Here is a 24,939-nt window from a genome sequence, read left to right on the forward strand (position 1 = left end):
GGCTAATTCTGGATTGCCAGAGCATAGAGTAGCCGGAGGGTGGGTGCCTAGCAAAAGGCCCGGTTTAGCCGGGCCTTTGTCTTTCTGTAAAAACCGCTGGTTTAAGCGGCCAGCAGGCTGCGCAGCATCCAGGCGGTTTTTTCATGGACCTGCATGCGTTGAGTGAGCAGGTCGGCAGTCGGTTCGTCGCTGACTTTTTCCAGTAATGGAAAGATGCCGCGTGCGGTGCGTACTACGGCTTCCTGGCCCTGTACCAGCTGTTTGATCATGTCTTGGGCGGTCGGCACGCCTTCTTCCTCTTTGATCGAGGACAGGCGCGCGTATGCGGCGTAAGTGCCGGGCGCCGGGAAGCCGAGGGCACGAATGCGTTCGGCGATGGAGTCGACCGCCAGCGCCAGTTCGGTGTATTGCCCTTCGAACATCAGGTGCAGGGTGTTGAACATCGGCCCCGTGACGTTCCAGTGGAAGTTGTGGGTTTTCAGGTACAGGGTGTAGGTGTCCGCCAGTAGGCGCGACAGGCCTTCGGCAATGGCGGCGCGGTCTTGTTCGGCGATTCCGATGTTGATTTCCATGGCGTTTCTCCTTTCTGACGGCTCAGGCTTGTAGGTGCTTGGTGATGGGCGGAGCCTAGCATAGGGGGCCGGGGGGGTTAGTCTTGGCTTGCGTCAATAAAGCACCTGATTCAGTGCGGGCTCCCGGTGTTAGGTTCAACTTTTCAGCATGGTTTCGAGGGCTTCGATTGCTATGGAGCGTGGTTGCTCCAGGTCGGCAAGCCTGTATCGCGACCGTGGGGCGGTATTTTTCGGGTGGCGACGGCCTTGGTGAGCGCCGGCCACCCAGGCGGCTGCACGTGACCGATTAACCATATATAATCGCGCCCCTTGCCGCTGGGTGCGGGCTCGCCAGGCGGTGTGAAAACGACGAGCCTGGCTATACGGCGTTTAAAAATGGCTAAAAATGCGCATGTGCAACGTGCAGTCGCTGTTTTCGCTTTGTCTGCGCGCCCCGGTCTAGCTTGCGCTCGCTGCGTTTTCATCCAGCCTGGCGCAGTGCTGTTTTTTAGATTGCCGAGATGAGCCAATGCCTATTTACGATTACCAATGCGCTTCCTGTGGTCATCAAATGGAAGCCATTCAGAAATTCAGCGATGCGCCATTGGTCGATTGCCCGACCTGCAAGGCGCCCGAGTTGAAGAAACTGCTGTCGATGCCCGGTTTCCGCCTCAAAGGCAGTGGCTGGTATGAGACTGACTTCAAAACCGGCGCGAAAAAGAACCTGGCTGGCGGCGATAAAGCCGATTAAGCAGCACACCGACTAGTCGAATTACGAGAAGCGAAACCACCATCATGATGCGCAGCCATTATTGCGGCCAACTGAACGAGAGCCTGGACGGTCAAGAAATCACCCTGTGCGGCTGGGTCCATCGCCGTCGTGACCACGGCGGGGTGATCTTCCTCGACATCCGTGACCGTGAAGGTCTGGCCCAGGTGGTGTTCGACCCGGATCGCGCTGACACGTTCGCCGTCGCTGACCGTGTGCGCAGTGAATATGTCGTCAAGATCACCGGCAAGGTACGCCTGCGTCCCGCCGGTGCCGGCAATGCCAACATGGCCTCCGGTGCTATCGAAGTGCTTGGCTACGAGCTGGAAGTGCTGAACGAAGCGGAAACCCCGCCGTTCCCGCTCAACGAATACTCCGACGTTGGCGAAGAAACCCGCCTGCGCTATCGCTTTATCGACCTGCGTCGTCCGGAAATGGCCGCCAAGCTGAAGCTGCGTTCGAGCATCACCAGCAGCATTCGTCGTTACCTGGACGAGAACGGCTTCCTCGATGTGGAAACACCGATCCTCACCCGCGCCACCCCTGAAGGTGCGCGTGACTATTTGGTGCCGAGCCGCACCCATGCCGGTAGCTTCTTCGCCTTGCCGCAGTCGCCGCAGCTGTTCAAGCAACTGCTGATGGTGGCCGGCTTCGACCGCTACTACCAGATCGCCAAGTGTTTCCGCGACGAAGACCTGCGTGCCGACCGCCAGCCTGAGTTCACTCAGATCGACATCGAGACCAGCTTCCTCGATGAGGCCGACATCATGGCCATCACCGAGAAGATGATTCGCCAGCTGTTCAAGGAGGTGCTGGACGTCGAGTTTGGCGAGTTGCCGCACATGACCCTGGCCGAAGCCATGCGCCGTTATGGTTCCGACAAGCCGGACCTGCGTAACCCGCTGGAGCTGGTGGACGTGGCCGATCAGCTGCAAGCGGTCGACTTCAAGGTGTTCAGCGGCCCGGCCAACGATCCGAAGTGCCGCGTTGCGGCCCTGCGCGTACCCGGTGGCGCGAGCATGCCGCGCAAGCAGATCGATGATTACACCAAATTCGTCGGCATCTACGGCGCCCGCGGTCTGGCTTACATCAAGGTCAACGAGCGCGCCAATGGCGTCGAAGGCCTGCAATCGCCGATCGTCAAGAACATTCCGCTGGACAACCTCAATGTGATCCTCGATCGCGTCGGCGCGGTCGACGGCGACATCGTGTTTTTCGGCGCCGACAAGGCCAAGGTCGTCAGCGAAGCCCTGGGCGCGCTGCGGATCAAGCTGGGTCACGACCTCAGCCTGCTGACCTGCGAGTGGGCGCCGATGTGGGTCGTCGACTTCCCGATGTTCGAAGAGAACGACGATGGCAGCCTCACGGCCATGCATCACCCGTTCACCGCGCCCAAGTGCAGCCCGGCAGAGCTGGAAGCCAACCCGGCCGCCGCGCTGTCGCGCGCCTATGACATGGTGCTGAACGGTACCGAACTGGGTGGCGGTTCGATCCGTATCCACGACCGGGCCATGCAGCAGACCGTGTTCCGCGTGCTCGGCATCAGCGAAGACGAGCAGCAGGAGAAGTTCGGCTTCCTGCTCGATGCGTTGAAATACGGTGCGCCGCCCCACGGTGGCCTGGCTTTCGGTCTCGACCGTCTGGTGATGTTGATGACCGGTGCCCAGTCGATCCGCGAAGTGATCGCCTTCCCGAAAACCCAGAGTGCCGCCTGCGTCATGACTCAGGCGCCGGGCCTGGTGGACGCCAAGGCTTTGCGCGAACTGCACATTCGCCTGCGCGAACAGCCAAAAGCGGAATAAGGGGTAGTTCCCTCTCTCTCAAGGAGAGGGTTAGGGAGAGGTGTTCGCTGTTTTCCCTCTCCCCCGGCCCCTAACCCGCAAGCGGGAGAGGGGAGATTCGAGGCATCAGAAAGTGCGGAGTGCGTTATGGCTGGTCATTCCAAATGGGCCAACATCAAGCATCGTAAAGGGCGGCAGGACGCCAAGAAAGGCAAGATTTTCACCAAGCTGATTCGCGAATTGACTATCGCTGCGAGCCAAGGCGGTGGGTTGCCCGCGGATAACCCGCGCTTGCGCCTGGCGGTGGATAAGGCGCTTGGCGCCAACATGACCCGTGACACCATCGACCGGGCGATCGCGCGCGGCGTGGGTGCCGACGATGACACGAAAGTCGAAGAGTTGAGTTATGAGGGGTATGCACCCAACGGTGTAGCGGTGATTGTCGAAGCGATGACCGATAACCGTAACCGGACGGCTGCCGCCGTGCGGCATGCGTTCACCAAGTGCGGCGGCAACCTGGGTACCGACGGCTCGGTGGCCTATATGTTCGATCGCAAGGGGCAGATCAGCTTCGCGCCGGGTGTGGATGAAGATGCCCTGATGAATGCGGCGCTGGAAGCCGGCGCCGATGATGTGGTGACTAATGACGATGGCTCGATCGACGTGTTCACCAGCTTCGTCGACTTCATTTCGGTGAATGAGGCGTTGCAGGTGGCTGGTTTCAAGGGGGAGGAGGCGGAGATCAGCATGATCCCTTCGATCGCGGTTGAGCTGGCCGATCTGGAAGCCGCACAAAAGGTGCTCAAGCTGATCGACATGCTTGAAGACCTGGATGATGTGCAGAACGTCTACTTCAACGCCGAAATTCCAGATGAAATCATGGAGCAGCTCGGCTAGACCGGACTGCTGGCGGTATCCCTGGAGCCGGAGACGCAAGGGCGTGAGCATCACGCCGCTTTGCGCCTCCGGCTTCTGCCTTTAAGCTGCCGAGCACGGGTTGCTTGGCATTGGGCATCAACTTCAAGCTGCGGGCGCTATGACTCTTATTCTCGGTATCGACCCTGGTTCACGTATCACCGGCTACGGCGTGGTGCGCGATATCGGCCGCGGCTGCGAATACGTGGCCTCAGGCTGCATTCGTACTGGCGCCGGGGCTTTGCATGAGCGGCTGCAGATCGTTTTTCGCGGTGTGCGCGAGGTCATTCAGACCTACGGCCCGGTAACCATGGGTATCGAGCAGGTGTTCATGGCCAAGAATGCCGACTCGGCACTCAAACTCGGGCAGGCGCGTGGCGCCGCCATCGTTGCGGCGGCGGAGGAGGGGCTGGAAATTGCCGAGTACACGGCGACCCAGGTCAAGCAGGCGATTGCGGGAACCGGTGGTGCGGACAAGCAGCAAGTGCAGTTGATGGTGATGCACCTGCTGAAGCTGACGCAGAAGCCGCAGATCGATGCCTCCGATGCCTTGGCGATTGCCTTGTGCCATGCGCACACCCGCTCAAGTCTGATTCCCCATGGTTTGGCTGGCGCACGCAGTCGCGGCGGCCGGCTCAGGTTGTAATGCCGTGGCTTTTTATTAAGGAAGTGAACCCGTGATTGGACGCCTGCGCGGCACCTTGGTGGAAAAACAGCCGCCACATCTGGTTATCGACGTGAACGGTATCGGCTATGAACTGGAAGTGCCGATGACCACCCTTTACCGGTTGCCGTCCGTCGGCGAGCCGCTGACCTTGCACACCCATCTGGTGGTGCGTGAGGACGCACATTTGCTCTATGGCTTCAGCGAGAAGCGCGAGCGTGAGCTGTTTCGCGAGCTGATCCGGCTCAATGGCGTGGGACCCAAGCTGGCATTGGCGCTGATGTCCGGTTTGGAAGTGGATGAGCTGGTACGCTGCGTACAGGCGCAAGATACCTCCGTGCTGGTGAAGATCCCCGGCGTCGGCAAAAAAACCGCAGAACGTTTGCTGGTCGAGTTGAAAGACCGCTTCAAGGCCTGGGAAACCATGCCAGGCATCGCCACGCTGGTGGTTGAACCTCGTATGGGCGGCGCAGTCTCAAGCGCGGAGAGTGACGCGGTGAGCGCACTGATTTCCCTCGGCTTCAAGCCTCAGGAGGCAAGCCGCGCGGTGTCTGCGGTGCAGGAAGAAGGCTTGAGTAGCGAAGAGTTGATCCGTCGTTCATTGAAAGGAATGGTTTAAGTGATAGATGCCGACCGGCTGATTACGGCTACTGGCCGCGACCGCGATGAACAGTTGGACCGGGCTATTCGTCCATTGCGGCTGGCGGAATACATCGGCCAGCCGAAAGTGCGCGAGCAGATGGAGCTCTTCATTCAGGCGGCCAAGGGGCGCAGCGAAGCCCTGGATCACACCCTGATTTTTGGCCCGCCGGGCTTGGGTAAGACCACCCTGGCCAATATCGTCGCCCAGGAAATGGGCGTTTCGATCAAAAGCACCTCCGGTCCGGTGTTGGAGCGCCCGGGCGACCTGGCGGCGATGCTGACTAATCTGGAACCGGGCGATGTGCTGTTTATCGATGAAATTCACCGCCTCTCGCCGATAGTCGAAGAAGTGCTGTATCCGGCGATGGAGGATTTCCAGCTCGACATCATGATCGGCGAAGGCCCGGCGGCGCGCTCGATCAAACTCGATCTGCCACCCTTCACCCTGATCGGCGCGACGACGCGGGCCGGCATGCTGACCAACCCGCTGCGCGACCGTTTCGGTATCGTGCAGCGCCTGGAGTTCTATAGCATCCCCGACCTGGCCACCATCGTCGGGCGTTCGGCGGCTATCCTCGGCTTACCGCTCGACCCCGAAGGTGGCTACGAAATTGCCCGGCGTGCCCGTGGCACGCCACGGATCGCCAACCGCCTGCTACGCCGCGTGCGGGATTTCGCCGAAGTGCGCGCCCAGGGCCATATCACGCGGCCGATTGCCGATCTGGCGCTGAACTTGCTGGATGTCGATGAGCACGGTTTCGATCATCAGGATCGCCGGCTGCTGCTGACCATGATCGAAAAATTCGACGGTGGTCCGGTGGGTATCGACAGCCTGGCGGCGGCCATCAGCGAGGAGCGGCATACCATTGAAGACGTGCTGGAACCTTATCTGATCCAGCAGGGCTATATCATGCGGACCCCACGGGGGCGGGTAGTGACCCGGCATGCGTACCTGCATTTTGGTTTGAATGTGCCCAAACGCATGGGTGAGTTGCCGACGGCTGATTTGTTTGCCGACGAGTGACCTTAAAACTGCAAAATACACCTGCTTGATTGAGGGTGCATGAGGCAGATAGTCGAAAAACAGTTGTCGAGCCTGATTGGCAACCCGGGGAGTAAGCACTAGAGTATGCGCGCGCAAAATGAGCTTGAGTCGTTCGCACATCCTTGTCGCGTTTATTACGAGGACACGGATGCCGGCGGCATCGTTTACTACGTCAATTACCTTAAGTTTATGGAGCGGGCTCGTACCGAGCGGCTGCGCGATCTGGGCTTTGCCCAGTCACAGCTGGCGGGGGAGAATCTGTTGTTCGTCGTGCATTCCAGCGAAGCGCGCTATCACGCGCCGGCGCGGCTGGATGATGAGCTGCTGGTCACTGCCGAAGTAATCGAATTAAACCGTGCCAGCCTGCGCTTTCGTCAACAGGTTCGGCGGGCAACGGATGATGCACTGCTCTGTGAAGGGCAGTTCCTGGTGGCCTGTGTGCGCGCCGACAGTTTGAAACCCCGGGCCATTCCCGAAGCTTTGCGTGCGGCCTTTGCCGGCCTGAGCGGCGCGGGTACATCTAAAGCAGGAGATTAAGCGTGGAAGCCAACGTCGTCGACCATACCTCCATGTGGAGCCTGATCAGCAATGCCAGCATCGTGGTACAGCTGGTCATGTTGATCCTGGTAGCCGCATCGGTTACCTCATGGATCATGATTTTCCAGCGCAGCACGATGATTCGTGCGGCGCGCCGTTCGCTGGAGAGCTTCGAGGAGCGTTTCTGGTCGGGCATCGACCTGTCCAAACTGTACCGTCAGGCGGGTAGCAACCCTGATCCGGATTCCGGCGTCGAGCAGATCTTCCGCGGCGGCTTCAAGGAGTTCTCGCGCTTGCGCCAGCAGCCGGGTGTCGATCCGGATGCGGTGATGGATGGGGTGAACCGCGCGATGCGCGTGGCGATTTCCCGCGAAGAAGAAAAGCTCGAGCAGAGCCTGCCGTTCCTCGCCACCGTGGGTTCCACCAGCCCTTACATCGGCCTGTTCGGTACCGTCTGGGGGATCATGAACTCCTTCCGTGGCCTGGCTTCCGCCCAGCAAGCGACCCTCGCCACGGTTGCTCCGGGCATTGCCGAGGCCCTGATCGCCACGGCAATCGGCCTGTTCGCGGCCATTCCGGCGGTAATCGCCTACAACCGCTTTGCCGCGCGCGGTGAGACGTTGATCGGTCGTTACTACACCTTCGCCGACGAATTCCAAGCCATCCTGCACCGCAAAGTGCACACCAGCGACGACTGAGACGCCGGTTTCTCTGCTGGCTTTATGGAAAGGTTTTAACTAATGGCCCGTATTCGCAAGAGACGTAAACCAGTCGCCGAGATGAACGTGGTGCCCTACATCGACGTGATGTTGGTGTTGCTGGTGATCTTCATGGTGACTGCCCCGATGCTCAACCAGGGCGTCAAGGTCGATCTGCCCAAGGTCTCCAGCGAGGCCTTGCCGCAGGACAACAACACCCAGGTGCTGACCATTTCGATCAAGGCCGACAAGACCTATTACTGGAATCTGGGCAGTGAAGTGGATACCGACAAGCAACAGGCCAAAGCCCTGACCCTGCCGGACATGACCAAGGCCGTGACGGCGATCATGAACCAGAGCCGTAGCCAGGGTAAGCAGACCCAGGTGTTCATTCGTGGCGACAAAAGCGTGGATTATGGCTCCGTGATGGCGGCCATGGGCGGGCTGCAGCAGGCTGGCGTGGGTAATGTCGGCCTGATTACAGAGGCGCCGTAATGCAGCAGCAGCGCGAGCGCTCTTCTTCGGAAAGCTACTTCTGGCCTAGCATCTGGGCGGTGGGTTTCCACGTCCTGATATTTGCCATGCTGTTCGTCAGCTTCGCCTTCACGCCAGAGTTGCCGCCAGCCAGGCCGATTGTTCAGGCCACGCTCTACGAGCTGAAGTCGAAAAGCCCGGCCACCGTGCAGACCAACCAGAAAATCGCCGGTGAGGCGAAGAAAACGGCTGCCAAACAGTACGAAGTCGAGCAGCTGGAAGCGAAGAAGGTCGAGCAGGAAAAACAGGTCGCGGCCAAGGCGGCGGAACAAAAGAAAGCCGAGGAAGCTCAAAAGGCCGAAGAAGCCGAAAAGGTTGAGGAAGCAAAGAAAGCCACCGAGACCAAGAAAGCTGAAGAAGCGAAGAAGGCCGAAGAAAAGAAATTGGCCGATATCGCGAAAAAGAAAAGCGAAGAAGAGAAAAAGAAAGCGGCAGAAGAGGCCAAAAAGAAGGCTGATGCCGAGGCGGCGAAGAAAAAAGCCGTCGCCGATGCGAAAAAAGCCGCAGACGCGAAAAAGAAAGCGGCTGCCGAAGCCACCAAGAAAAAGGCCGCCGAGGCTGCCCGCAAGGCCGCCGAGGACAAGAAGGCGCAAGCGCTGGCGGAGTTGTTGTCCGAGGATACCGAACGGCAAGCGGCGCTCGGCGACGAGATCGGCGATCAGGTTTCGGGTAACTTCGATGACCTGATCCGGATGCGTGCGGCGGAGGGTTGGACCCGACCGCCGGGTGCCAGCAATGGCATGACGGTGGTGCTGCAGATCACCATGTTGCCCGATGGCACCATTACCAGCGTAGGCGTGGCACGCTCCAGCGGTAATGCGCCATTCGACAGTTCAGCTGTTGCGGCGGTCAAGAATATTGGCCGGCTCGTAGAGATGCAGGGTTTGAGTCCCGCGGACTTCAACCCTTATCGTTCATTCAAGATGACCTTCACACCTGAGGATTTAGCGTTGTGATCAACATTCTTCGAGGATTGCTTGTGGTTCTTTGCTGCGCGGCCGGAATGGCGGTTGCGGAAGAAAAGAACATTCTGGTCACCAGTGGCTCCGACCGGGCCATTCCAGTGGCTGTCGTGCCTTTCGGCTGGCAAGGCGGAACGCTGTTGCCGGAGGACATGGCCGATATCGTCGGCAAGGACCTGCGCAACTCCGGTACTTTCGAGCCGATTCCGCGGCAAAACATGATCAGCTTGCCGACTCAGGCCAGCGAAGTGATTTTCCGCGACTGGAAGGCTCTGGGCGCCCAATACGTACTGGTCGGCAGCATAGCGCCCAGCGGCGGCGGTCTGCAGATCCAATACGCCTTGTTCAACGTGGCCACCGAGCAGCAAGTGCTGACCGGCAGCGTTGGCGGCAGCACCGATCAACTGCGCGACATGGCGCACTACATCGCTGATCAATCGTTCGAGAAGCTCACGGGCATCAAGGGCGCGTTCTCCACGCGGATGCTGTACGTCACCGCTGAGCGCTTTTCGGTCAGCAATACCCGCTTCACCCTGCAGCGCTCCGACTATGACGGTGCCCGCGCGGTGACCTTGCTGCAGTCGCGCGAGCCGATTCTTTCGCCGCGCTTCGCCAGCGATGGCAAGCGCATCGCCTATGTGTCGTTCGAGCAGAAGCGTCCGCGTATCTTCATTCAGCACATCGATACGGGGCGTCGCGAGCAGATCACCAATTTCGAGGGCTTGAACGGTGCGCCGGCCTTTTCCCCGGATGGCAATCGCCTGGCTTTCGTGCTGTCCAAGGACGGCAACCCGGAAATCTACGTGATGGACCTGGGGTCGCGCCAATTGACCCGCGTGACCAATCATTTCGCCATCGATACAGAACCGTTCTGGGGCGCGGATGGCCAGACAATCTATTTCACCTCGGATCGTGCCGGTAAACCGCAGGTCTACAAGACCCGTATCGGTGGTGGCGAACCACAGCGCGTGACCTTCGTCGGTAACTACAACGCCAACCCGAAGCTCTCGGCAGACGAAAAGACCCTGGTGATGATTCACCGCCAGGACGGTTTCACCAACTTCAAAGTAGCGGCTCAGGATCTGCAGCGGGGCAATGTGCGGATTCTCTCCGACACCAGTCTTGACGAGTCGCCCACTGTCGCGCCCAACGGCACCATGGTAATCTACGCGACCCGCCAGCAGGGCCGTGGCGTCTTGATACTCGCTTCCATCAATGGACGAGTGAAACTCCCGATTCCAACCGCGCAAGGCGAAATCCGAGAGCCATCCTGGTCGCCCTACCTGAACTGACGCGGCGCAAAACCTTTTACTTAACACAACTGGGGTCATTAGGAGTTTTATTATGGAAATGTTGAAATTTGGTAAGTTCGCTGCGCTGGCTCTGGCCATGGCTGTAGCTGTTGGTTGCTCCTCCAAAGGCGGCGACACCGCTGGCGAAGGCGCTGTCGATCCGAACGCTGGCTACGGCGCCAACAGCGGTGCTGTAGATGGCAGCCTGAGCGAAGAAGCTGCTCTGCGCGCTATCACTACTTTCTACTTCGAGTACGACAGCTCCGACCTGAAGCCGGAAGCCATGCGCGCTCTGGACGTTCACGCTAAAGACCTGAAAGGCAATGGCGCTCGCGTCGTTCTGGAAGGCAACACCGACGAACGCGGCACCCGCGAGTACAACATGGCTCTGGGCGAGCGTCGTGCGAAAGCCGTTCAGCGCTACCTGGTGCTGCAAGGCGTTTCCCCGGCTCAAGCTGAGCTGGTGTCCTACGGCGAAGAGCGTCCGGTTGCCACTGGCAACGACGAGCAGTCCTGGGCTCAAAACCGTCGCGTCGAACTGCGTAAGTAATTCGCCATGCGTACGTGCCGTCGTGCTTTGACCGTTTTGGCTCTCAGCCTGCCGCTTGCGGCCTGGGCTGAGGTTCCTGTGGTGGATGACAATGCCGGTTATGGCAGCAGTAGTTATCCGCCTGCTGGTTATGGCACGTCCGGCGCCTATGCCGGGGGAGGGGTTACGGCCCCGACTTCGGCACAGGGTGAGCTGTTCATGCAGCTGCAACAAATGCAAGAAGAGGTCGCGCGACTGCGCGGCATGGTCGAGGAGCAGCAAAACGAGATTCAGCGCCTGAAGCAAGAAGGCCTGGAGCGTTATCAAGACCTCGATCGACGTTTGGCCGGCGGCGCAACTGGCGCTCCAGCCCCCCAAGATTCCGCTGCAACCGGTGCTGTAGATGCCGGCGGCACTCCGACTCAGCCTGCGGCACCCGCTGCGGCGAGCAACGAGCCGGGCGATCCGGCGAAGGAAAAGCTCTACTACGACGCTGCCTTCGACCTGATCAAAGCCAAGGATTTCGACAAGGCCAGCCAGGCTTTTGGCGCGTTCCTGCGCAAGTACCCGAACAGCCAGTACGCCGGTAATGCGCAGTACTGGCTGGGCGAAGTGAACCTGACCAAGGGTGATCTGCAAGGTGCCGGTCAGGCGTTTGCCAAGGTAAGCCAGCTGTATCCGAGCCACCCCAAGGTGCCTGACTCGCTGTACAAGCTGGCCGACGTCGAGCAGCGCCTTGGGCATGCCGATAAAGCCAAGGGTATTTTGCAGCAAGTGGTCAGCCAGTTTCCCGGCACTTCAGCGGCGCAGTTGGCGCAGCGCGATCTGCAGCGGCTCTGAAAGCTGATTCGAGGTTCAAGAAAACCCGCGCCTGGCGCGGGTTTTTTCGTTAGAATCGGCGCCCCCAATTCCCGCAACGGAGGCGGATGGCCTGTTTCGCCGTCACGCCCGTGGCTGATATGCAAAAAAACCTGCGCATTACCGAGATTTTCTACTCGTTGCAGGGCGAGACACGCACCGCCGGCTTGCCGACCGTGTTCGTCCGCCTGACTGGTTGCCCTCTGCGCTGCCAGTACTGCGACACCGCTTATGCCTTCAATGGCGGCGAGCTGATGAGCCTCGAGGCTATTCTCGAGCGCATCGCCAGTTTCCGGCCGCGCTATATCTGCGTGACCGGTGGCGAGCCGCTGGCCCAGCCCAACTGCATTCCACTGCTCGAGCGTCTGTGTGATGCCGGCTATGAGGTTTCGCTGGAGACCAGTGGGGCGCTGGATGTTTCGGCGGTCGACCCGCGGGTGAGCAAGGTGGTCGATTTGAAGACCCCGGGCTCTGCCGAAGTTGCGCGCAATCGCTACGAGAACATCGAGTTCCTGACCGCCAATGATCAGGTCAAATTCGTCATCTGCTCGCGTGAGGACTACGACTGGGCGGTCTCCAAGCTGATCCAGTATCGCCTGCAGGACCGCGCCGGTGAGGTGCTGTTCTCGCCAAGTCATCATCAGTTGGAAGCGCGTGTGCTGGCTGACTGGATAGTTGCTGACAATCTGCCGGTGCGCCTGCAGATGCAGTTGCATAAAATTCTTTGGAACGATGCGCCGGGGCACTGACATGACAGACAAGAAAGCGGTAATTCTGCTCTCCGGCGGCCTCGACTCCGCCACCGTGGTGGCGTTGGCCAAGGCTGAGGGCTATGCCTGCTACAGCATGAGCTTCGACTATGGCCAGCGCCATCGTTCCGAGTTGCAGGCGGCCGAGCGCGTGGCGCGACAACTGGGCGTGATCGAGCACAAAGTCATTGGTTTGAACCTCAATGGGATTGGCGGCTCGGCTTTGACCGACGCCTCGATCGCCGTGCCGGAAAGCTCGGCCGAAGGTATTCCGGTGACCTACGTGCCGGCCCGCAATACCGTGTTCCTGTCGCTGGCGCTGGGCTGGGCTGAAGTGTTGGGCGCGCGCGATATCTTTATCGGTGTCAATGCGGTGGACTACTCCGGCTATCCGGATTGCCGCCCCGAATTCATCGAGGCTTTCGAGCGCATGGCCAATCTGGCGACCAAGGCGGGCGTCGAAGGGCAGGGCTTTCGCATCTGTGCGCCGTTGCAGCACATGAGCAAGGCCGAGATCGTCCAGGCGGGCCTGCGGCATGGCGTCGACTACGGCTTGACCGTGTCCTGCTATCAGGCCGACGACGAAGGTCGGGCGTGTGGCAAATGCGACAGCTGCCGTCTGCGGGCGGCCGGTTTTGCCAATGCCGGAGTAGCCGACCCGACTCGATATGGCTGATTTATTTATCGCATGGTGTTGATTTTGTGAATTAAATCAGTATTATGCACACCTGTCGGGTCGTTAGCTCAGTTGGTAGAGCAGTTGGCTTTTAACCAATTGGTCGTAGGTTCGAATCCCACACGACCCACCATTTTCTCCCTCGCAACACTTCTCCCGTACCTTCGCACCGAATCTTGTCTCGCAGGTTCGGCAGGGTATACTCGACTGTCGCGCACAGCGCTTACAGGTCCGCGAACATGACGCAGATTTCCGAACGTCTCCTTGTTCAAGCCCATCTCGACGCGAAACAGCCCAAAGCGCTGACCGCCGCCGAAGAAGCCCACTATCGCACCGCCATTGCCGCCGAGCTCAAGGCTCGGGATGCAGTGCTGGTCGCGCATTACTATTGCGATCCGGTGATCCAGGCCTTGGCCGAAGAAACCGGCGGCTGCGTTTCCGATTCCCTGGAAATGGCCCGTTTCGGCAATCAGCACCCGGCGCAAACCGTGCTGGTGGCGGGCGTGCGTTTCATGGGCGAGACGGCCAAAATCCTCAACCCGGAAAAGCGCGTGCTGATGCCGACGCTGGAAGCGACCTGTTCGCTCGATCTGGGTTGCCCGGTCGAAGAATTCTCGGCTTTTTGCGATCAGCACCCCGAGCGTACCGTGGTGGTGTATGCCAACACCTCGGCAGCGGTGAAGGCGCGGGCCGATTGGGTGGTGACATCCAGTTGTGCGCTGGAGATCGTCGAAAGCCTGATGGATAACGGCGAGAAGATCATCTGGGCGCCGGACAAGCACCTGGGCCGCTACATTCAGCGTGAAACCGGGGCCGACATGCTGCTCTGGGATGGTGCCTGCATCGTCCATGAAGAGTTCAAGTCCAAGCAGCTGGAAGACATGAAGGCGTTGTACCCGGATGCGGCGATTCTGGTGCATCCCGAGTCGCCTGAGTCGGTGATCGACCTGGCCGATGCGGTCGGTTCCACCAGCCAGTTGATCAAGGCGGCGCAGACGCTGCCGAACAAAACCTTTATCGTCGCCACCGATCGCGGCATCTTCTACAAGATGCAGCAGCTGTGCCCGGACAAGGTCTTCATCGAGGCCCCAACCGCCGGCAATGGCGCGGCCTGCCGCAGTTGCGCGCATTGCCCGTGGATGGCGATGAACACCCTGGAGCGCACGTTGCAGTGCCTGCGTGAGGGCAGCAACGAGATCTTCGTCGACCCGGCGCTGATCCCGCGGGCGCTGCAGCCGCTCAAGCGCATGCTCGACTTTACCCAGGCTGCGCGCCTGAAGCTGGCCGGCAACGCCTGAGCCTGACAGACGAAAAAAAGCCCGGTAACGACCGGGCTTTTTTTCGTCTGGATTTTCAGCGCATCAGCTGTTTGAGCAGGCGTTGTTGTTCGAGCATCTCTTTCTGTCGGGCGTCGATGCGCGAGGCCAAGGGGAAATTGTTGATGGCGCGGCGTTTGGCGAAGTCGAGCTGTTCGATCGCCTGGTCGTAATCGGCGACCAGGGCAAAGTACTCGGCGCGCGCCTGGTGCAGGCCGATGATGTCGCCGGACAGGCCGCGGGTTTCGGCCACCTGGTACCAGACGTCAGGGTCGTTGGTGCGGCTTTTCAGCAGGTCTTCGAGCGCCTTTTGTGCATTGCCGGCCTGGTTCTGCTTGAGCAGCAGGTCGATGTTGGCCTGTTTCAGCGGGTAGTTGTCCGGGTACAGCTTCAGTAGCCGCTGGGCGCGCTGTTGCGCATCTGGCAGGCGATTGGAGGTGATGTCCAGGTCGATCTGTGCGAGGTTGTAGGTCACGTCGTTGGGCGCTTTCGCCAGCAGCGTCTGCAGGCCGCTGCGGGCTTCGTTGAGTTGGCCGTTCTTGATCTGTGCCAGTGCCAGGCCATAACGAGCGGCGTCGAGCGTGGGGTCGTCCTCGAGCATGGCGCGAAAGCGCTTGCCGGCGATTCCGGGAGTCTCTTCGAAGGTCAGTTGCACGCGTGCGCGCATCAGTTGATAGCGCAGGGTGTCTTCGCGCCCGCCCTGGGTGAATTGTTCGGCGCGGTTGCGGGTATCGGCGATGCGCGACTCGGTGACCGGGTGCGTCAGCAGGAATTCGGGCGGGCGTTTGTCGTAGCGATATTGCCGCGCCATGCGCTCAAACATGTTCGGCATGGCGCGCGGGTCGTAACCGGCCCGTTCCAGATTGACCACGCCGACGCGGTCGGCTTCCTGCTCGTTCTGCCGCGAGAAACGCAGCTGGCTCTGGATGGCGGCGGCCTGGGTGCCCATGATCGTGGCCATGCCGGCGTCGCCAGCACCGGCTGCGGCGGCGATGATCCCGGCGAGCATGGCGGCCATCATCGGCACCTGCATTTTCTGCTGGGCCTCGATGCCGCGGGCGAAGTGGCGCTGGCTCAAGTGGCCGAGTTCGTGGGCGAGTACCGCGGCATATTCGGCTTCGGTCTGCGCGTAGAGGAACAGGCCGCCATTGACGCCAATAACCCCGCCGGGAGCGGCGAAGGCGTTGATCTGCGGGTCCTTGATCAGGACGAACACCAGCCGATGGTCATGCAGCTCGCTGGTTTCCGACAGGCTGTAGACGCTGCTTTCGACGAAGTCTTTGAGCTGCGGATCGTTCAGCTGGCTGACCTGCCCGCGCAGCATGCTCAGCCAGGCGCGGCCGAGCTGGTATTCCTGCTCCGGTGAAACGATCGATGAGCTGGAGTCGCCCAGTGATGGCAGGTCGTCGGCGATGGCGGGAGAGGCGAGCAGACAGGCAAGCGTCAACAGAGTAGGGCGCAGAAGATTCATGCACGAAGCTCTTGGCGGCAAAGTGGCTACTGTAGCCGCCCTGGCGGTCGGCTGGCCAGGGTTGTGCCGCCTCGGTATCCTAAGTGCCTGCCAGGAGACTGATTAATGATCGACGCTGAACAGTGGGTTAGCGCCTGCGATGCTGAGCTGGACGCCAGCGGCCTGAATTGTCCGCTGCCGTTACTGAAGGCCAAACTCGAACTCAATCGCCTGCCCAGTGGTGCGGTGCTCAAGGTGACGGCTACCGATGCCGGTTCGCAGCGTGACTTTCGCGCCTTCGCGCGCTTGGCCGGGCATGTGCTGCTGCATGAGGAATGCGCGGGCGGTGTGTATCGCTATTGGCTGCGCAAGGCGTGACGCGCGCTTCTGCCCGACGCGGTGCTTGGGCGTATCGAAGGAATTCTGATGTTTAAGGTGCTACGCGATTGGGTTCAGCGCTATTTCTCCGATGAGGAAGCGGTGGTCCTGGCGGTGTTGTTGGTTCTGGGTTTCACCGCAGTGCTGACGCTGGGTGGCATGCTCGCGCCGGTACTGGCGGGGCTGGTGCTGGCGTTCCTGATGCAGGGGCTGGTGCGCGTTCTGGTGCGCTTGCGGCTGCCGCGAGTGGGGGCGGTGTGGCTGGTGTTCGCTTTGTTCATCGGGCTGCTGGGCATGCTGATGCTGGTTCTGGTGCCGTTGCTGTGGCAGCAGTTGATCGCGCTGTTCAACGAGGTGCCGGGCATGCTCGGCAAGTGGCAGTCCTTGCTCCTCGTGTTGCCGGAGCGTTACCCGCACCTGGTGTCGGATGAGCAAGTGCTGCAAACCATTGAGGTGGTGCGCAGCGAAATCGGCAAGTTTGGCCAGTTGGCGCTGACCTTTTCGTTATCCAGTTTGCCGCTGCTGATGAATATCATGATCTACCTGGTGCTGGTGCCGATCCTGGTGTTCTTCTTTCTCAAGGATCGCCAATTGATCAGTCGCTGGTTTCGTGGCTATCTGCCCCGTGAGCGCACGCTGATCACCCGGGTGGCTCGGGAAATGAATCAACAGATCGCCAATTACATCCGTGGCAAGGCGATCGAGATCATCATCTGCGGTGGCGTGACCTATGTGGCCTTTATCGCGCTCGGTCTGAACTATGCGGCGTTGCTCGCCCTGTTGGTCGGCCTGTCGGTGGTGGTGCCCTATGTCGGGACCGTGGTGGTGACGGTGCCGGTGGCGCTGATCGCTTTGTTCCAGTGGGGCTGGGGCGACCAATTCATCTACCTGATGGTGGTGTACGGGGTGATCCAGGCGCTGGATGGCAACGTTCTGGTGCCGTTGTTGTTCGCCGAGGCGGTGAACCTGCATCCGGTGGCGATCATCTGCGCAGTGCTGTTGTTTGGCGGGCTCTGGGGGTTCTGGGGGATCTTCTTTGCGATTCCGCTGGCGACCCTGTTCAAGGCGGTGCTGGACGCCTGGCCGCGGCAAGGGCCGGTGGTGGCGCCGTTGATGTAGTCACCCAGGTTCAATGAAAAAGGCCGCATTGCGCGGCCTTTTTTTATCGACGTGTGCTCATCCCTTGTTCAGGGCTTGCGCTGCGGCCAGGACCGCATCGACATGGCCGGGCACCTTTACGCTGCGCCATTCCTGGCGCAGTACGCCGGCAGCGTCGAGCAGAAAGGTGCTGCGGTCGATGCCCAGGTATTCCTTGCCATAGAGTTTTTTCAGCTTGATCACATCGAACAGTTGACAGAGCGCTTCGTCTTTGTCGGAGATCAGTTCGAAGGGAAACTCCTGCTTGCACTTGAAGTTCTCGTGGGACTTCAGGCTATCCCGGGAAACCCCGAGCACCAGGGTATTGGCGGCCTGGAAGGCGCTGTACTGGTCGCGAAAGCCTTGGCCTTCAGTGGTGCAGCCCGGGGTGCTGTCCTTCGGATAGAAGTAAATCACCACCTGCTGACCCTTGAGGTCGGCCAGATTGATCAGCTGGCCGCTGGTAGCCGGGGCTTCGAAGTTCGCGACGGGCTGGTCGAGTGCAATGGCCATAAAGGGTTTCCTTAAGTTGGCGTCTGCGGACGCCAGGGCTCGATCAGGGCATCCAGGTTCAGCGCGTCGGCAAAATCGAGAAACTGATCGCGCAGCCAGCTGATTTGCGTGCCGCCCGGCAAGGTTACCGTGAGCGTGGCATTGAGCATGGTGCCGCCGGTTTGCGGTGCCTGGTAGGTGTCGCAGGTGAGGTTTTCCAGTTCGACGTTGTGATCGATGAAGAACTGGCACAGCTCGTTGAGGATATCCGGGCGGTACACCGAGCTCACATAGGCGACGTACGGCAACGCTTGTGGGCGATTTTCAGCCGCGGCGCTGCGCACCACGCTGACCGTGAAGCTGTGCTTCTTGCTCAGGGTCGGCAGGCTGGCTTCCAGGCGTGCCAGCGCGTCCCAGCTGCCCGACACCTGCAGGACCAGCGCGCTGAACTCGCCATGGCGACTCAGGCGCGTGCTGATCACAGCGCAGCGATTCTCATGGCTGGCGCGGCACAGCACATTAGTCAGCTCCATGGGGTTGGTGCCGAGGGCACTGATAACAAGGAATTGTTCGCGGACTATGGGGGTGGACATGCAGCATTCCTAAAGCGATGAGCGGTCGGCAGTCAAACTGTCGATCAAAGCCGGAAGGTTAGCGAAATCTGTCGCTGAGGGGAATGCTCATAGCGCGGTACTTCGCTTGTGCAAGGCAGGTGGCGCCAGTACCATTACGGCTCTCTTTTTCCGGCAGGAGCGGTTGCATGATTGCGGGCAGTATGGTGGCACTGGTCACGCCCATGGATGCACAGGGTCGTCTCGATTGGGACAGCCTGAGCAAACTGGTGGATTTCCACCTGCAAGAAGGCACCAACGCCATTGTCGCGGTCGGCACCACGGGTGAATCGGCCACGCTAGACGTCAACGAACATATCGAAGTGATCCGTCGTGTGGTGGCCCAGGTCGCCGGGCGTATCCCGGTCATCGCCGGTACGGGCGCCAACTCCACCCGCGAAGCGGTGGAGCTGACCAGCAACGCCAAAAATGCAGGCGCCGACGCTTGCCTGCTGGTCACGCCGTACTACAACAAACCGACCCAGGAAGGTTTGTACCAGCACTTCCGGCATATCGCCGAGGCGGTGGCGATTCCGCAGATTCTCTATAACGTGCCGGGCCGTACGGTCTGCGACATGTTGCCGGAGACTGTCGAGCGCTTGTCGAAAGTCTCGAACATCATCGGCATCAAAGAAGCCACGGGCGATCTGCAGCGCGGCCAGGAAGTACTGGATCGCGTCAGCAAGGACTTCCTGGTGTATTCCGGCGACGACGCGACGGCCGTGGAGCTGATGCTGATGGGCGGCAAAGGCAATATTTCGGTTACCGCCAACGTCGCCCCGCGCGCCATGAGCGAACTGTGCGCCGCCGCCATGGCTGGCGATGCCGCCACCGCTCGGGCGATCAACGATCGGTTGATGCCGCTGCACAAGTCGCTGTTCATCGAGTCCAACCCGATCCCGGTGAAATGGGCTCTGCACGAAATGGGTTTGATGCAGGAGGGTATCCGCCTGCCTCTGACCTGGCTCAGTCCGCGTTGTCATGAACCGCTGCGTCAGGCCCTGCGCCAGACCGGCGTATTGGTTTAATTGAGGAAATACTACGCATGAAGCGACTGGCCGGACTCTCCGCACTTGCCGTGATCATCTCCAGTACCAGCGGTTGCGGCTGGATCTGGGGTGAGGACGGCTATTTCCGCGATCGTGGCAGTGATTATCTGATCGAACGTCAGACTGCCCCGATGCAGATCCCAACGGATATCACCGACACCAAGCGCCTCGATCCGCTGTTGCCGGTACCGCGCAATGTGGCCGATTCGACCGCCGCCGGTGAGTTCGACGTGCCGCGCCCGCAAGCTTTGCCGGTACAGGCCGATTCCAGTGAGTTCAGCCTGCAGAAAAGCGGCGAGGCGCGTTGGGTCCTGGCTCGCCGTGCGCCGGCTGAAGTGTGGCCGGTGGCGCGTCAGTTCTTCGAAGACAATGGTTTCCGCATCGCCGAAGAGCGCCCGCAGACGGGTGAATTCAGCACCGACTGGCAGCGTTTCGACGAACTCTCCGCGTCCATGGCCAAGCGCCTGAGCAGCCGTGTCGCCGGTGTCGATCCGGAAAGTCAGGCCCGTGTACGGGTGCGCATCGAGCCAGGCGTGCAGCGCAACACCAGCGAGATCTTCGTGGTCAGCGCAGAAAGGCCGGCTGGCAGCACCGAAGCTGTCGATTTTCCCAGCAAGTCCGCGAACGCCAGCCTCGAAGCCGCATTGCTCGACGAGATGCTCGCCAACCTGGCACGCAGCGCCGAGCAGGGCGGCTCCGTGTCGCTGCTGGCCGCGCGTGACTTCGATGCACCGAGCCGGGTCAGCCTGACCGAGGATGGCAACAGCAACCCGATTCTGAACCTGGGAGCCGACTTCGATCGCGCCTGGTCCAGCGTCGGGCGCTCCCTGGAGACCGCCGACGTACGCGTCGACGACCTCAATCGGACCCTGGGCGTGTACTACATCAACCTCGCCGAAGGCGCTGAAACCAAGGAAAAAGAGACTGGTTTCTGGAGTTCGCTGTGGGGCAGCGCGCCGAGCAAAGAAGAAATCGACGCCCGTGCCGAGCGCTATCAGGTGCGCCTGACCAGGGTTGGCGACGGTGTGCAGGTAACCGTGGAAAAAGACCTCAATACCGTCGCGCCGGCTGATGTGGCCCGTCGTGTGCTGAGCCTGATCCAGGAACACCTCGGCTAGGCTGCCTGTCCCATGCCAGGGCGGGCGCTGCTCTGCAGTGAACCAAGGCCCTTGGCGCAGTTGCATATAGAAGCTGATAGGCGAAACCGATTTGGTTTCGCCTGTTTCGTTTAATCACGGCGGAAATTCACATGACTACTCCCTCCACCTTGAGCCTGAAGAAAATCTACTCCGGCAAAGTGCGCGACCTGTACGAAATCGATGCCAAGCGCATGCTGATGGTGGCCACGGATCGCCTCTCGGCGTTCGACGTGATCCTCGCCGAGCCCATTCCGGACAAGGGCAAGATCCTCACTGCCATCTCCAACTTCTGGTTCGACAAGCTCGCGGACGTGGTGCCGAACCACTTCACCGGCGACAAAGTGGAAGACGTGGTGTCTGCCGCCGAATTGCCCTTGGTCGAAGGTCGTGCCGTGGTAGCCAAGCGTTTGCAGCCGATTGCGGTGGAAGCCATCGTGCGTGGCTACATCGCCGGTTCGGGTTGGAAGGAGTACCAGAAGAGCGGCACGGTCTGTGGCATTCAACTGCCGGCCGGGCTGAAGGAAGCGTCCAAGTTGCCGCAACCGATCTTCACGCCGTCGACCAAGGCCGCCGTGGGCGACCACGACGAGAACATCGCCTTCGAGCAGTGCGAGGCGATCATCGGCAAGGAACTGGCAGCCAAGGTGCGCGACACCGCCATCGCCTTGTACAGCGCGGCCGTCGAGTATGCCGCCACCCGCGGGATCATCATCGCCGACACCAAGTTCGAGTTCGGCCTGGACGAAGACGGCACGCTGACCTTGATGGATGAAGTGCTGACGCCTGACTCCAGCCGTTTCTGGCCGGTCGAGAGCTATGTCGAAGGGCAGAACCCGCCGAGCTTCGATAAGCAGTTTGTACGCGATTGGCTGGAGTCCACCGGCTGGAACAAAGAGCCGCCAGCGCCCGCTGTGCCGGCCGATGTCGCACAGAAAACCGCCGACAAGTATCGCGAAGCCCTGACCAAACTGATGGCTTGAAGGCAGACGACTGGAAACAAAGGGGAGGCTTCGGCTTCCCCTTTTTCGTTCAGTTATCCGATGGCTGACGCAAGCACCTGATAGCATGTGAAAAATTCTATGCTGGGGCTTCGCCAAGCGCTTTTGAACTGTTATGATGCGCGCCGCTGGGGAGATGCCGGAGTGGCCGAACGGGACGGATTCGAAATCCGTTGTGTTAGCGATAGCACCTAGGGTTCGAATCCCTATTTCCCCGCCATACAAATAAAAAAGCCCCGTCGCTTGATGAGTGACGGGGCTTTTTTGTGTCTGCGGGTTGTGTCTGTTTGGTGCTGCGGCAGGTCTGCAGTGATATGCGCGAGCAAGGCGCTGCTGGCACCGGTAGGCGCCAGCGCTGCGATCAATTACTGTCGGTGAGCTTTTTGCTGGCGTCGATAAAAGGCAGTGTGCCGTTCGGCAGTACGGTCGTCGGCAATACGCCATTCCAACGCTCGGCCTTGGTCAGTTCCACGAGGTTCTGGTTGCTTGCCAGTGCTTGGGCTTTTGCTTTGATCGCGCCAGCCTCGGCTTCGCCGCGCAGGCGGGTGGCTTCGGCATTGGCCTTGGCCTGGGCTACTTGCGAGTCGGCCTCGGCCTGGGCCTGGGTTACGCGGATTTGCGCCTGGACCTGTTCGGTCGCCAGCATCTGCTCGCGGGTCTTCACCTCGACCTCGGCTTTCATGCGCAGGGCAATCGAGCGTTCGTAGTCATCGCTGAAGTCAATGTTTTCAACTTGTACGCCATCGATCACGACCGGGCCGGTGATCGAGTCCTTGATCGCCTTGGAGACGTCGGTCACGAATTTGCCGCGCTGCTGCACGGCGGTGACTGCGTTGTATTGGCCGAAGACATTTTCCACCTGGGTCGGAACCTGCCGGCTGATCAGCCTGGAGACGAGACCGTCGAGGTCTTGATACTGGGTGTATACCTTGGCGACTTCGCCAGGCACCACATGCCAGGAAACCGAGACGTTCAGCGTGGCGGTCTGCTGATCCTTACTGTATGCCTGCAGCCCTTGGTATGAGGTTGCTTGGCTTTGTACGGAAATGAATTTCACCGTTTCAATGAATGGGGTTTTGAACGACAGGCCAGGCTCGACCACGCCAACCAGTGCGCCGTTGCGCAGCAGGACCCCGCGCTCGGTTTCATCCACGGTGTACCAGGCGCCAAAGAACACGCCAATAAGAACCAGGGCGGCGAGGCTGCCGCCAATGAGTTTGAGGTTAAGCATTCGAGTCATCCTTCTCTTTGTTTTTCACGTCGTTGTGCGCGGCATAGAGGCCACGAATTACCAGTGCAGCCAGAACGGCCGCACCGATCAATAGCAGCAGTGTTCTCATGAGGTCGTCGTGTTCCGTTGCTCGGTTATGCCGCTGTCAGCGGCTGGTCGATTCTACTGTTTCCGTTGCTGGGCTGCTGGATGGCCTTCCACATTTCCTGTTTAGGTTTGTCAGGCGCGAGCATGAGTGATGTTGGCTATCCACTGCGCCGAGGTGCTTCAGCCAGGCGGCTGCGCCGCGAGGGTTGATCTTGCGCATGGCGCTAGCTCGCTGGCATGGGTTTCAGGTAATAATAAGGGATTGTTCAGGTGGCTATGATCGAGCATGTGACTCGCCGGGGGTGTCCCAGGCTGCTCTGCCGCGCGTTCGAACCGAGTGGTTATTACAATCTGCGACTAGCCGCATAAAAACAGGCGCCGCATAAGGAAACTGCATGAAGCGTCTCTTGGTGTTGTTCACCATTCTGGCCATTGCTGGCTGTGCCGCGACTTCCACTACACACAAGAAATACGGTCGAAAAGGTCTGCATATCAACTGTTCCGGCCTGTCTTCTTCGTGGGAAAAATGCGACGAGGAGGCTACCGTGGCGTGTGGGGTGGCGGGTTACAAAGTCATGGCGAAGTCGGGGGTCGGTGAGGGTGATTATGCCGAAAACTATCCGTTTGGTTTGAATCCGGACGGTTTCTCCAGCCGCAACATGATCGTGATCTGCCGCTGAACCATGACCTCCGTTTTCGCCGCAGGATGCAACCCATTGGCTCAGGTAAAGACATGACCCGGTTTATCGCATTGGCCGCCCTGCTGATCATCGGCGGGTGCGCGACAGTCAACAGCACCACCACGGAAGATGGCAGTGAAGCCCTCGGCATTGATTGTTCGGGTCAGGCCTTGAAGTGGGGGCACTGCTACGAAAAAGCCACCCAGGCGTGCGCTGGCAGCGGTTACGAGATCGTCGGCAAGAAAGGCAAGCCGGACGCCGAGCCGGCGAACAGCGTGCTCGGTATCGAGCCTGGCGAGTTCGCTAGCCGAAGCCTGGTGGTTATCTGCAAGTAAGCCCTTGGCTGCGTGAAGGTGGTTGCAAGGGCGCGGTGGGCGCTCGGCCGCGTGAGCTGGCCGGAGCGTTGCCGCAACAATCATGTGTCGAGGGTTTTTCCGGCTGCTGAGCAGGAGGCGGATCAGGCGCAAGATCGCTGACGCCGGGGGATGACGTGCGCCTGATCGCTATCAGGCCGGGATGTAAGGCATCACGCCTGCATTTTCCACCAGCTGTTTTCTTATCTCGTTGGAGATAGAGCCGGAGCGGACGGATAGCTCGCGCAGAACGCCTTCTATCATGCGGCCATATACTTCCGGGCTGCTCACTTCTTCTGGGCTGATAACGCGGCTGTAAGCCATTGCATCATCCGTATCAGCCAGGGTGAGCACTATGCCGCCATCAGGCCGGCGGTTGCCGAGTGAGACGCGTAGAGGGTGAAAGGCTTTTTCGAGTGAACCGAGATTTATGTGTGGCATAACGGCGCTCCATCGCGGGACTGGTCAGTTTTGACCGTCATGGAGCCGTTAGGTTCACGCAATAAAGCCCTTGGAGGCCAATACCTGGCGCGTTCTATCGATTACCAGTTGCAGCGAGCCCGAGGAGTACTGCTCCGGGTAGAGGCGTTCACTATGACGGGCAATGCCGTGATCGTTGACGAGCGTAAAGCTGAAGCAGCCCTTGCGAACGGCTTGGATCTGGCAATCGAACGGAGCGAATGCAGTGGATAGGGTGCGAATGGCATCCTGAACTTGGTGTTGAGTAGACATAGTTATTAGGTGTTTCCTACAGATTGCGGCTATCTAGCCGCGAAAATTAAAGCTCCGGTGTCGCTGAGCAAATGATCAGACGCA

30 protein-coding genes and 2 tRNA genes are annotated in these 24,939 nt (G+C 60.0%); 25 read left to right on the plus strand and 7 right to left on the minus strand.

Features of this window, described 5'->3' with window-relative positions:
* Positions 1-101: 101 nt before the first annotated feature.
* Positions 102-572, minus strand: a complete 471-nt coding sequence (locus AC3IYG_RS07170) for a Dps family protein (protein WP_489313104.1) — start codon at positions 570-572, stop codon at positions 102-104.
* Positions 573-1,080: 508 nt separating this feature from the next.
* Between AC3IYG_RS07170 and AC3IYG_RS07175 the strand changes: the two genes are divergently transcribed.
* The 17 genes from AC3IYG_RS07175 to nadA all read left to right on the plus strand — a co-directional run bounded on the left by AC3IYG_RS07175 (position 1,081) and on the right by nadA (position 14,500).
* Positions 1,081-1,302 carry an FmdB family zinc ribbon protein gene (locus AC3IYG_RS07175; protein WP_119955747.1) on the plus strand — a complete coding sequence of 74 codons (222 nt, stop codon included), beginning with the start codon at positions 1,081-1,083 and terminating at the stop codon, positions 1,300-1,302.
* 44 nt (positions 1,303-1,346) lie between these two features.
* The gene (gene aspS / locus AC3IYG_RS07180) at positions 1,347-3,122 is read left to right on the plus strand and encodes an aspartate--tRNA ligase (protein ID WP_489313107.1); all 1,776 of its coding nucleotides are present in this window, start codon (positions 1,347-1,349) and stop codon (positions 3,120-3,122) included.
* A gap of 126 nt (positions 3,123-3,248) precedes the next feature.
* Entirely contained in the window at positions 3,249-3,998 is a 750-nt protein-coding gene (locus tag AC3IYG_RS07185) for a YebC/PmpR family DNA-binding transcriptional regulator (protein ID WP_489313108.1), read from the plus strand.
* A 139-nt stretch (positions 3,999-4,137) separates the two neighbouring features.
* Entirely contained in the window at positions 4,138-4,662 is a 525-nt protein-coding gene (gene ruvC / locus AC3IYG_RS07190; protein WP_489313109.1) for a crossover junction endodeoxyribonuclease RuvC, read from the plus strand.
* A gap of 31 nt (positions 4,663-4,693) precedes the next feature.
* On the plus strand, positions 4,694-5,299 hold the full coding sequence (ruvA, locus tag AC3IYG_RS07195; RefSeq protein ID WP_489313110.1) for a Holliday junction branch migration protein RuvA: 606 nt from the start codon (positions 4,694-4,696) through the stop codon (positions 5,297-5,299).
* The gene (ruvB, locus tag AC3IYG_RS07200; RefSeq protein ID WP_489313111.1) at positions 5,300-6,346 is read left to right on the plus strand and encodes a Holliday junction branch migration DNA helicase RuvB; all 1,047 of its coding nucleotides are present in this window, start codon (positions 5,300-5,302) and stop codon (positions 6,344-6,346) included.
* Between the two features lie 105 nt (positions 6,347-6,451).
* Entirely contained in the window at positions 6,452-6,904 is a 453-nt protein-coding gene (ybgC, locus tag AC3IYG_RS07205; protein WP_489313112.1) for a tol-pal system-associated acyl-CoA thioesterase, read from the plus strand.
* Positions 6,905-6,906: 2 nt separating this feature from the next.
* The gene (tolQ, locus tag AC3IYG_RS07210) at positions 6,907-7,602 is read left to right on the plus strand and encodes a protein TolQ (RefSeq protein ID WP_119955740.1); all 696 of its coding nucleotides are present in this window, start codon (positions 6,907-6,909) and stop codon (positions 7,600-7,602) included.
* 42 nt (positions 7,603-7,644) lie between these two features.
* A complete protein-coding gene (gene tolR / locus AC3IYG_RS07215) occupies positions 7,645-8,097 on the plus strand; it encodes a protein TolR (RefSeq protein ID WP_489313113.1) in 453 nt (150 codons plus the stop codon).
* Positions 8,097-9,092 (plus strand): cell envelope integrity protein TolA, encoded by a 996-nt coding sequence (gene tolA, locus AC3IYG_RS07220; RefSeq protein ID WP_489313114.1) that lies wholly within the window; start codon positions 8,097-8,099, stop codon positions 9,090-9,092. The genes tolR and tolA overlap by 1 nt, the downstream gene beginning before the upstream one ends.
* A gap of 47 nt (positions 9,093-9,139) precedes the next feature.
* Positions 9,140-10,390, plus strand: coding sequence for a Tol-Pal system beta propeller repeat protein TolB (gene tolB, locus AC3IYG_RS07225; RefSeq protein ID WP_489313115.1), 1,251 nt, complete (start codon positions 9,140-9,142; stop codon positions 10,388-10,390).
* A 52-nt stretch (positions 10,391-10,442) separates the two neighbouring features.
* Positions 10,443-10,940, plus strand: coding sequence for a peptidoglycan-associated lipoprotein Pal (pal, locus tag AC3IYG_RS07230; protein ID WP_489313116.1), 498 nt, complete (start codon positions 10,443-10,445; stop codon positions 10,938-10,940).
* A 6-nt stretch (positions 10,941-10,946) separates the two neighbouring features.
* Positions 10,947-11,759, plus strand: a complete 813-nt coding sequence (gene ybgF / locus AC3IYG_RS07235; protein ID WP_489313117.1) for a tol-pal system protein YbgF — start codon at positions 10,947-10,949, stop codon at positions 11,757-11,759.
* Positions 11,760-11,878: 119 nt separating this feature from the next.
* Positions 11,879-12,526, plus strand: a complete 648-nt coding sequence (queE, locus tag AC3IYG_RS07240; protein ID WP_489313118.1) for a 7-carboxy-7-deazaguanine synthase QueE — start codon at positions 11,879-11,881, stop codon at positions 12,524-12,526.
* A 1-nt stretch (position 12,527) separates the two neighbouring features.
* A complete protein-coding gene (queC, locus tag AC3IYG_RS07245; RefSeq protein WP_489313119.1) occupies positions 12,528-13,202 on the plus strand; it encodes a 7-cyano-7-deazaguanine synthase QueC in 675 nt (224 codons plus the stop codon).
* 57 nt (positions 13,203-13,259) lie between these two features.
* A tRNA-Lys gene (locus AC3IYG_RS07250) sits at positions 13,260-13,335 on the plus strand.
* A gap of 106 nt (positions 13,336-13,441) precedes the next feature.
* Entirely contained in the window at positions 13,442-14,500 is a 1,059-nt protein-coding gene (nadA, locus tag AC3IYG_RS07255) for a quinolinate synthase NadA (protein WP_489313120.1), read from the plus strand.
* A gap of 55 nt (positions 14,501-14,555) precedes the next feature.
* Here the strand turns inward: nadA and AC3IYG_RS07260 are convergent, their stop codons facing one another.
* Positions 14,556-15,989, minus strand: a complete 1,434-nt coding sequence (locus AC3IYG_RS07260) for a M48 family metalloprotease (protein ID WP_489313121.1) — start codon at positions 15,987-15,989, stop codon at positions 14,556-14,558.
* Positions 15,990-16,094: 105 nt separating this feature from the next.
* Between AC3IYG_RS07260 and AC3IYG_RS07265 the strand changes: the two genes are divergently transcribed.
* Positions 16,095-16,346: a sulfurtransferase TusA family protein gene (locus tag AC3IYG_RS07265; RefSeq protein ID WP_489313122.1), complete on the plus strand. Its 252-nt coding sequence runs from the start codon at positions 16,095-16,097 to the stop codon at positions 16,344-16,346.
* 48 nt (positions 16,347-16,394) lie between these two features.
* Positions 16,395-17,465, plus strand: coding sequence for an AI-2E family transporter (locus AC3IYG_RS07270; protein WP_489313123.1), 1,071 nt, complete (start codon positions 16,395-16,397; stop codon positions 17,463-17,465).
* A 57-nt stretch (positions 17,466-17,522) separates the two neighbouring features.
* On the opposite strand, the gene AC3IYG_RS07275 is transcribed toward AC3IYG_RS07270, so the two are convergent.
* Together AC3IYG_RS07275 and AC3IYG_RS07280 are read right to left on the minus strand one after the other, a co-directional pair.
* A complete protein-coding gene (locus AC3IYG_RS07275) occupies positions 17,523-17,996 on the minus strand; it encodes a peroxiredoxin (protein WP_489313124.1) in 474 nt (157 codons plus the stop codon).
* An 11-nt stretch (positions 17,997-18,007) separates the two neighbouring features.
* Positions 18,008-18,568: a glycine cleavage system transcriptional repressor gene (locus tag AC3IYG_RS07280; RefSeq protein ID WP_489313125.1), complete on the minus strand. Its 561-nt coding sequence runs from the start codon at positions 18,566-18,568 to the stop codon at positions 18,008-18,010.
* 167 nt (positions 18,569-18,735) lie between these two features.
* On the opposite strand from AC3IYG_RS07280, the gene dapA reads away from it, so the two are divergent.
* The 4 genes from dapA (at position 18,736) to AC3IYG_RS07300 (ending at position 21,992) form a co-directional block, all read left to right on the plus strand.
* Positions 18,736-19,614 carry a 4-hydroxy-tetrahydrodipicolinate synthase gene (dapA, locus tag AC3IYG_RS07285; protein ID WP_489313126.1) on the plus strand — a complete coding sequence of 293 codons (879 nt, stop codon included), beginning with the start codon at positions 18,736-18,738 and terminating at the stop codon, positions 19,612-19,614.
* A 17-nt stretch (positions 19,615-19,631) separates the two neighbouring features.
* On the plus strand, positions 19,632-20,753 hold the full coding sequence (bamC, locus tag AC3IYG_RS07290; RefSeq protein ID WP_489313127.1) for an NlpB/DapX family lipoprotein: 1,122 nt from the start codon (positions 19,632-19,634) through the stop codon (positions 20,751-20,753).
* A gap of 131 nt (positions 20,754-20,884) precedes the next feature.
* The gene (locus AC3IYG_RS07295) at positions 20,885-21,754 is read left to right on the plus strand and encodes a phosphoribosylaminoimidazolesuccinocarboxamide synthase (protein WP_489313128.1); all 870 of its coding nucleotides are present in this window, start codon (positions 20,885-20,887) and stop codon (positions 21,752-21,754) included.
* Positions 21,755-21,902: 148 nt separating this feature from the next.
* Positions 21,903-21,992, plus strand: a tRNA-Ser gene (locus tag AC3IYG_RS07300).
* A gap of 141 nt (positions 21,993-22,133) precedes the next feature.
* On the opposite strand, the gene AC3IYG_RS07305 is transcribed toward AC3IYG_RS07300, so the two are convergent.
* Positions 22,134-23,012, minus strand: coding sequence for a prohibitin family protein (locus tag AC3IYG_RS07305; RefSeq protein ID WP_489313129.1), 879 nt, complete (start codon positions 23,010-23,012; stop codon positions 22,134-22,136).
* Between the two features lie 473 nt (positions 23,013-23,485).
* Between AC3IYG_RS07305 and AC3IYG_RS07310 the strand changes: the two genes are divergently transcribed.
* Positions 23,486-23,770: a hypothetical protein gene (locus AC3IYG_RS07310; protein WP_489313130.1), complete on the plus strand. Its 285-nt coding sequence runs from the start codon at positions 23,486-23,488 to the stop codon at positions 23,768-23,770.
* Between the two features lie 53 nt (positions 23,771-23,823).
* Positions 23,824-24,105 carry a hypothetical protein gene (locus tag AC3IYG_RS07315; protein WP_489313131.1) on the plus strand — a complete coding sequence of 94 codons (282 nt, stop codon included), beginning with the start codon at positions 23,824-23,826 and terminating at the stop codon, positions 24,103-24,105.
* 171 nt (positions 24,106-24,276) lie between these two features.
* On the opposite strand, the gene AC3IYG_RS07320 is transcribed toward AC3IYG_RS07315, so the two are convergent.
* Both AC3IYG_RS07320 and AC3IYG_RS07325 read right to left on the minus strand, forming a co-directional pair.
* Positions 24,277-24,564 carry a DUF3509 domain-containing protein gene (locus tag AC3IYG_RS07320; protein ID WP_489313132.1) on the minus strand — a complete coding sequence of 96 codons (288 nt, stop codon included), beginning with the start codon at positions 24,562-24,564 and terminating at the stop codon, positions 24,277-24,279.
* Positions 24,565-24,618: 54 nt separating this feature from the next.
* The gene (locus AC3IYG_RS07325; RefSeq protein WP_489313133.1) at positions 24,619-24,855 is read right to left on the minus strand and encodes a hypothetical protein; all 237 of its coding nucleotides are present in this window, start codon (positions 24,853-24,855) and stop codon (positions 24,619-24,621) included.
* Positions 24,856-24,939 lie beyond the last annotated feature (84 nt).

The organism is Pseudomonas sp. KH_027 (genome assembly GCF_057838565.1).

What these genes read in the sequence shown, in the direction of transcription:
- bamC (WP_489313127.1), top strand. Translation starts at nt 19,632, where the DNA reads ATGAAGCGACTGGCCGGACTCTCCGCACTTGCCGTGATCATCTCCAGT.
- AC3IYG_RS07325 (WP_489313133.1), bottom strand. Translation starts at nt 24,855, where the DNA reads ATGTCTACTCAACACCAAGTTCAGGATGCCATTCGCACCCTATCCACT.
- ybgF (WP_489313117.1), top strand. Translation starts at nt 10,947, where the DNA reads ATGCGTACGTGCCGTCGTGCTTTGACCGTTTTGGCTCTCAGCCTGCCG.
- pal (WP_489313116.1), top strand. Translation starts at nt 10,443, where the DNA reads ATGGAAATGTTGAAATTTGGTAAGTTCGCTGCGCTGGCTCTGGCCATG.
- AC3IYG_RS07320 (WP_489313132.1), bottom strand. Translation starts at nt 24,564, where the DNA reads ATGCCACACATAAATCTCGGTTCACTCGAAAAAGCCTTTCACCCTCTA.
- AC3IYG_RS07275 (WP_489313124.1), bottom strand. Translation starts at nt 17,996, where the DNA reads ATGGCCATTGCACTCGACCAGCCCGTCGCGAACTTCGAAGCCCCGGCT.
- AC3IYG_RS07305 (WP_489313129.1), bottom strand. Translation starts at nt 23,012, where the DNA reads ATGACTCGAATGCTTAACCTCAAACTCATTGGCGGCAGCCTCGCCGCC.
- tolR (WP_489313113.1), top strand. Translation starts at nt 7,645, where the DNA reads ATGGCCCGTATTCGCAAGAGACGTAAACCAGTCGCCGAGATGAACGTG.
- tolB (WP_489313115.1), top strand. Translation starts at nt 9,140, where the DNA reads ATGGCGGTTGCGGAAGAAAAGAACATTCTGGTCACCAGTGGCTCCGAC.
- AC3IYG_RS07260 (WP_489313121.1), bottom strand. Translation starts at nt 15,989, where the DNA reads ATGAATCTTCTGCGCCCTACTCTGTTGACGCTTGCCTGTCTGCTCGCC.
- AC3IYG_RS07265 (WP_489313122.1), top strand. Translation starts at nt 16,095, where the DNA reads ATGATCGACGCTGAACAGTGGGTTAGCGCCTGCGATGCTGAGCTGGAC.
- AC3IYG_RS07175 (WP_119955747.1), top strand. Translation starts at nt 1,081, where the DNA reads ATGCCTATTTACGATTACCAATGCGCTTCCTGTGGTCATCAAATGGAA.
- AC3IYG_RS07295 (WP_489313128.1), top strand. Translation starts at nt 20,885, where the DNA reads ATGACTACTCCCTCCACCTTGAGCCTGAAGAAAATCTACTCCGGCAAA.
- AC3IYG_RS07270 (WP_489313123.1), top strand. Translation starts at nt 16,395, where the DNA reads ATGTTTAAGGTGCTACGCGATTGGGTTCAGCGCTATTTCTCCGATGAG.
- AC3IYG_RS07280 (WP_489313125.1), bottom strand. Translation starts at nt 18,568, where the DNA reads ATGTCCACCCCCATAGTCCGCGAACAATTCCTTGTTATCAGTGCCCTC.
- tolA (WP_489313114.1), top strand. Translation starts at nt 8,097, where the DNA reads ATGCAGCAGCAGCGCGAGCGCTCTTCTTCGGAAAGCTACTTCTGGCCT.
- nadA (WP_489313120.1), top strand. Translation starts at nt 13,442, where the DNA reads ATGACGCAGATTTCCGAACGTCTCCTTGTTCAAGCCCATCTCGACGCG.
- aspS (WP_489313107.1), top strand. Translation starts at nt 1,347, where the DNA reads ATGATGCGCAGCCATTATTGCGGCCAACTGAACGAGAGCCTGGACGGT.
- AC3IYG_RS07310 (WP_489313130.1), top strand. Translation starts at nt 23,486, where the DNA reads ATGAAGCGTCTCTTGGTGTTGTTCACCATTCTGGCCATTGCTGGCTGT.
- AC3IYG_RS07185 (WP_489313108.1), top strand. Translation starts at nt 3,249, where the DNA reads ATGGCTGGTCATTCCAAATGGGCCAACATCAAGCATCGTAAAGGGCGG.
- AC3IYG_RS07170 (WP_489313104.1), bottom strand. Translation starts at nt 572, where the DNA reads ATGGAAATCAACATCGGAATCGCCGAACAAGACCGCGCCGCCATTGCC.
- ybgC (WP_489313112.1), top strand. Translation starts at nt 6,452, where the DNA reads ATGCGCGCGCAAAATGAGCTTGAGTCGTTCGCACATCCTTGTCGCGTT.
- queE (WP_489313118.1), top strand. Translation starts at nt 11,879, where the DNA reads ATGCAAAAAAACCTGCGCATTACCGAGATTTTCTACTCGTTGCAGGGC.
- ruvC (WP_489313109.1), top strand. Translation starts at nt 4,138, where the DNA reads ATGACTCTTATTCTCGGTATCGACCCTGGTTCACGTATCACCGGCTAC.
- dapA (WP_489313126.1), top strand. Translation starts at nt 18,736, where the DNA reads ATGATTGCGGGCAGTATGGTGGCACTGGTCACGCCCATGGATGCACAG.
- AC3IYG_RS07315 (WP_489313131.1), top strand. Translation starts at nt 23,824, where the DNA reads ATGACCCGGTTTATCGCATTGGCCGCCCTGCTGATCATCGGCGGGTGC.
- queC (WP_489313119.1), top strand. Translation starts at nt 12,528, where the DNA reads ATGACAGACAAGAAAGCGGTAATTCTGCTCTCCGGCGGCCTCGACTCC.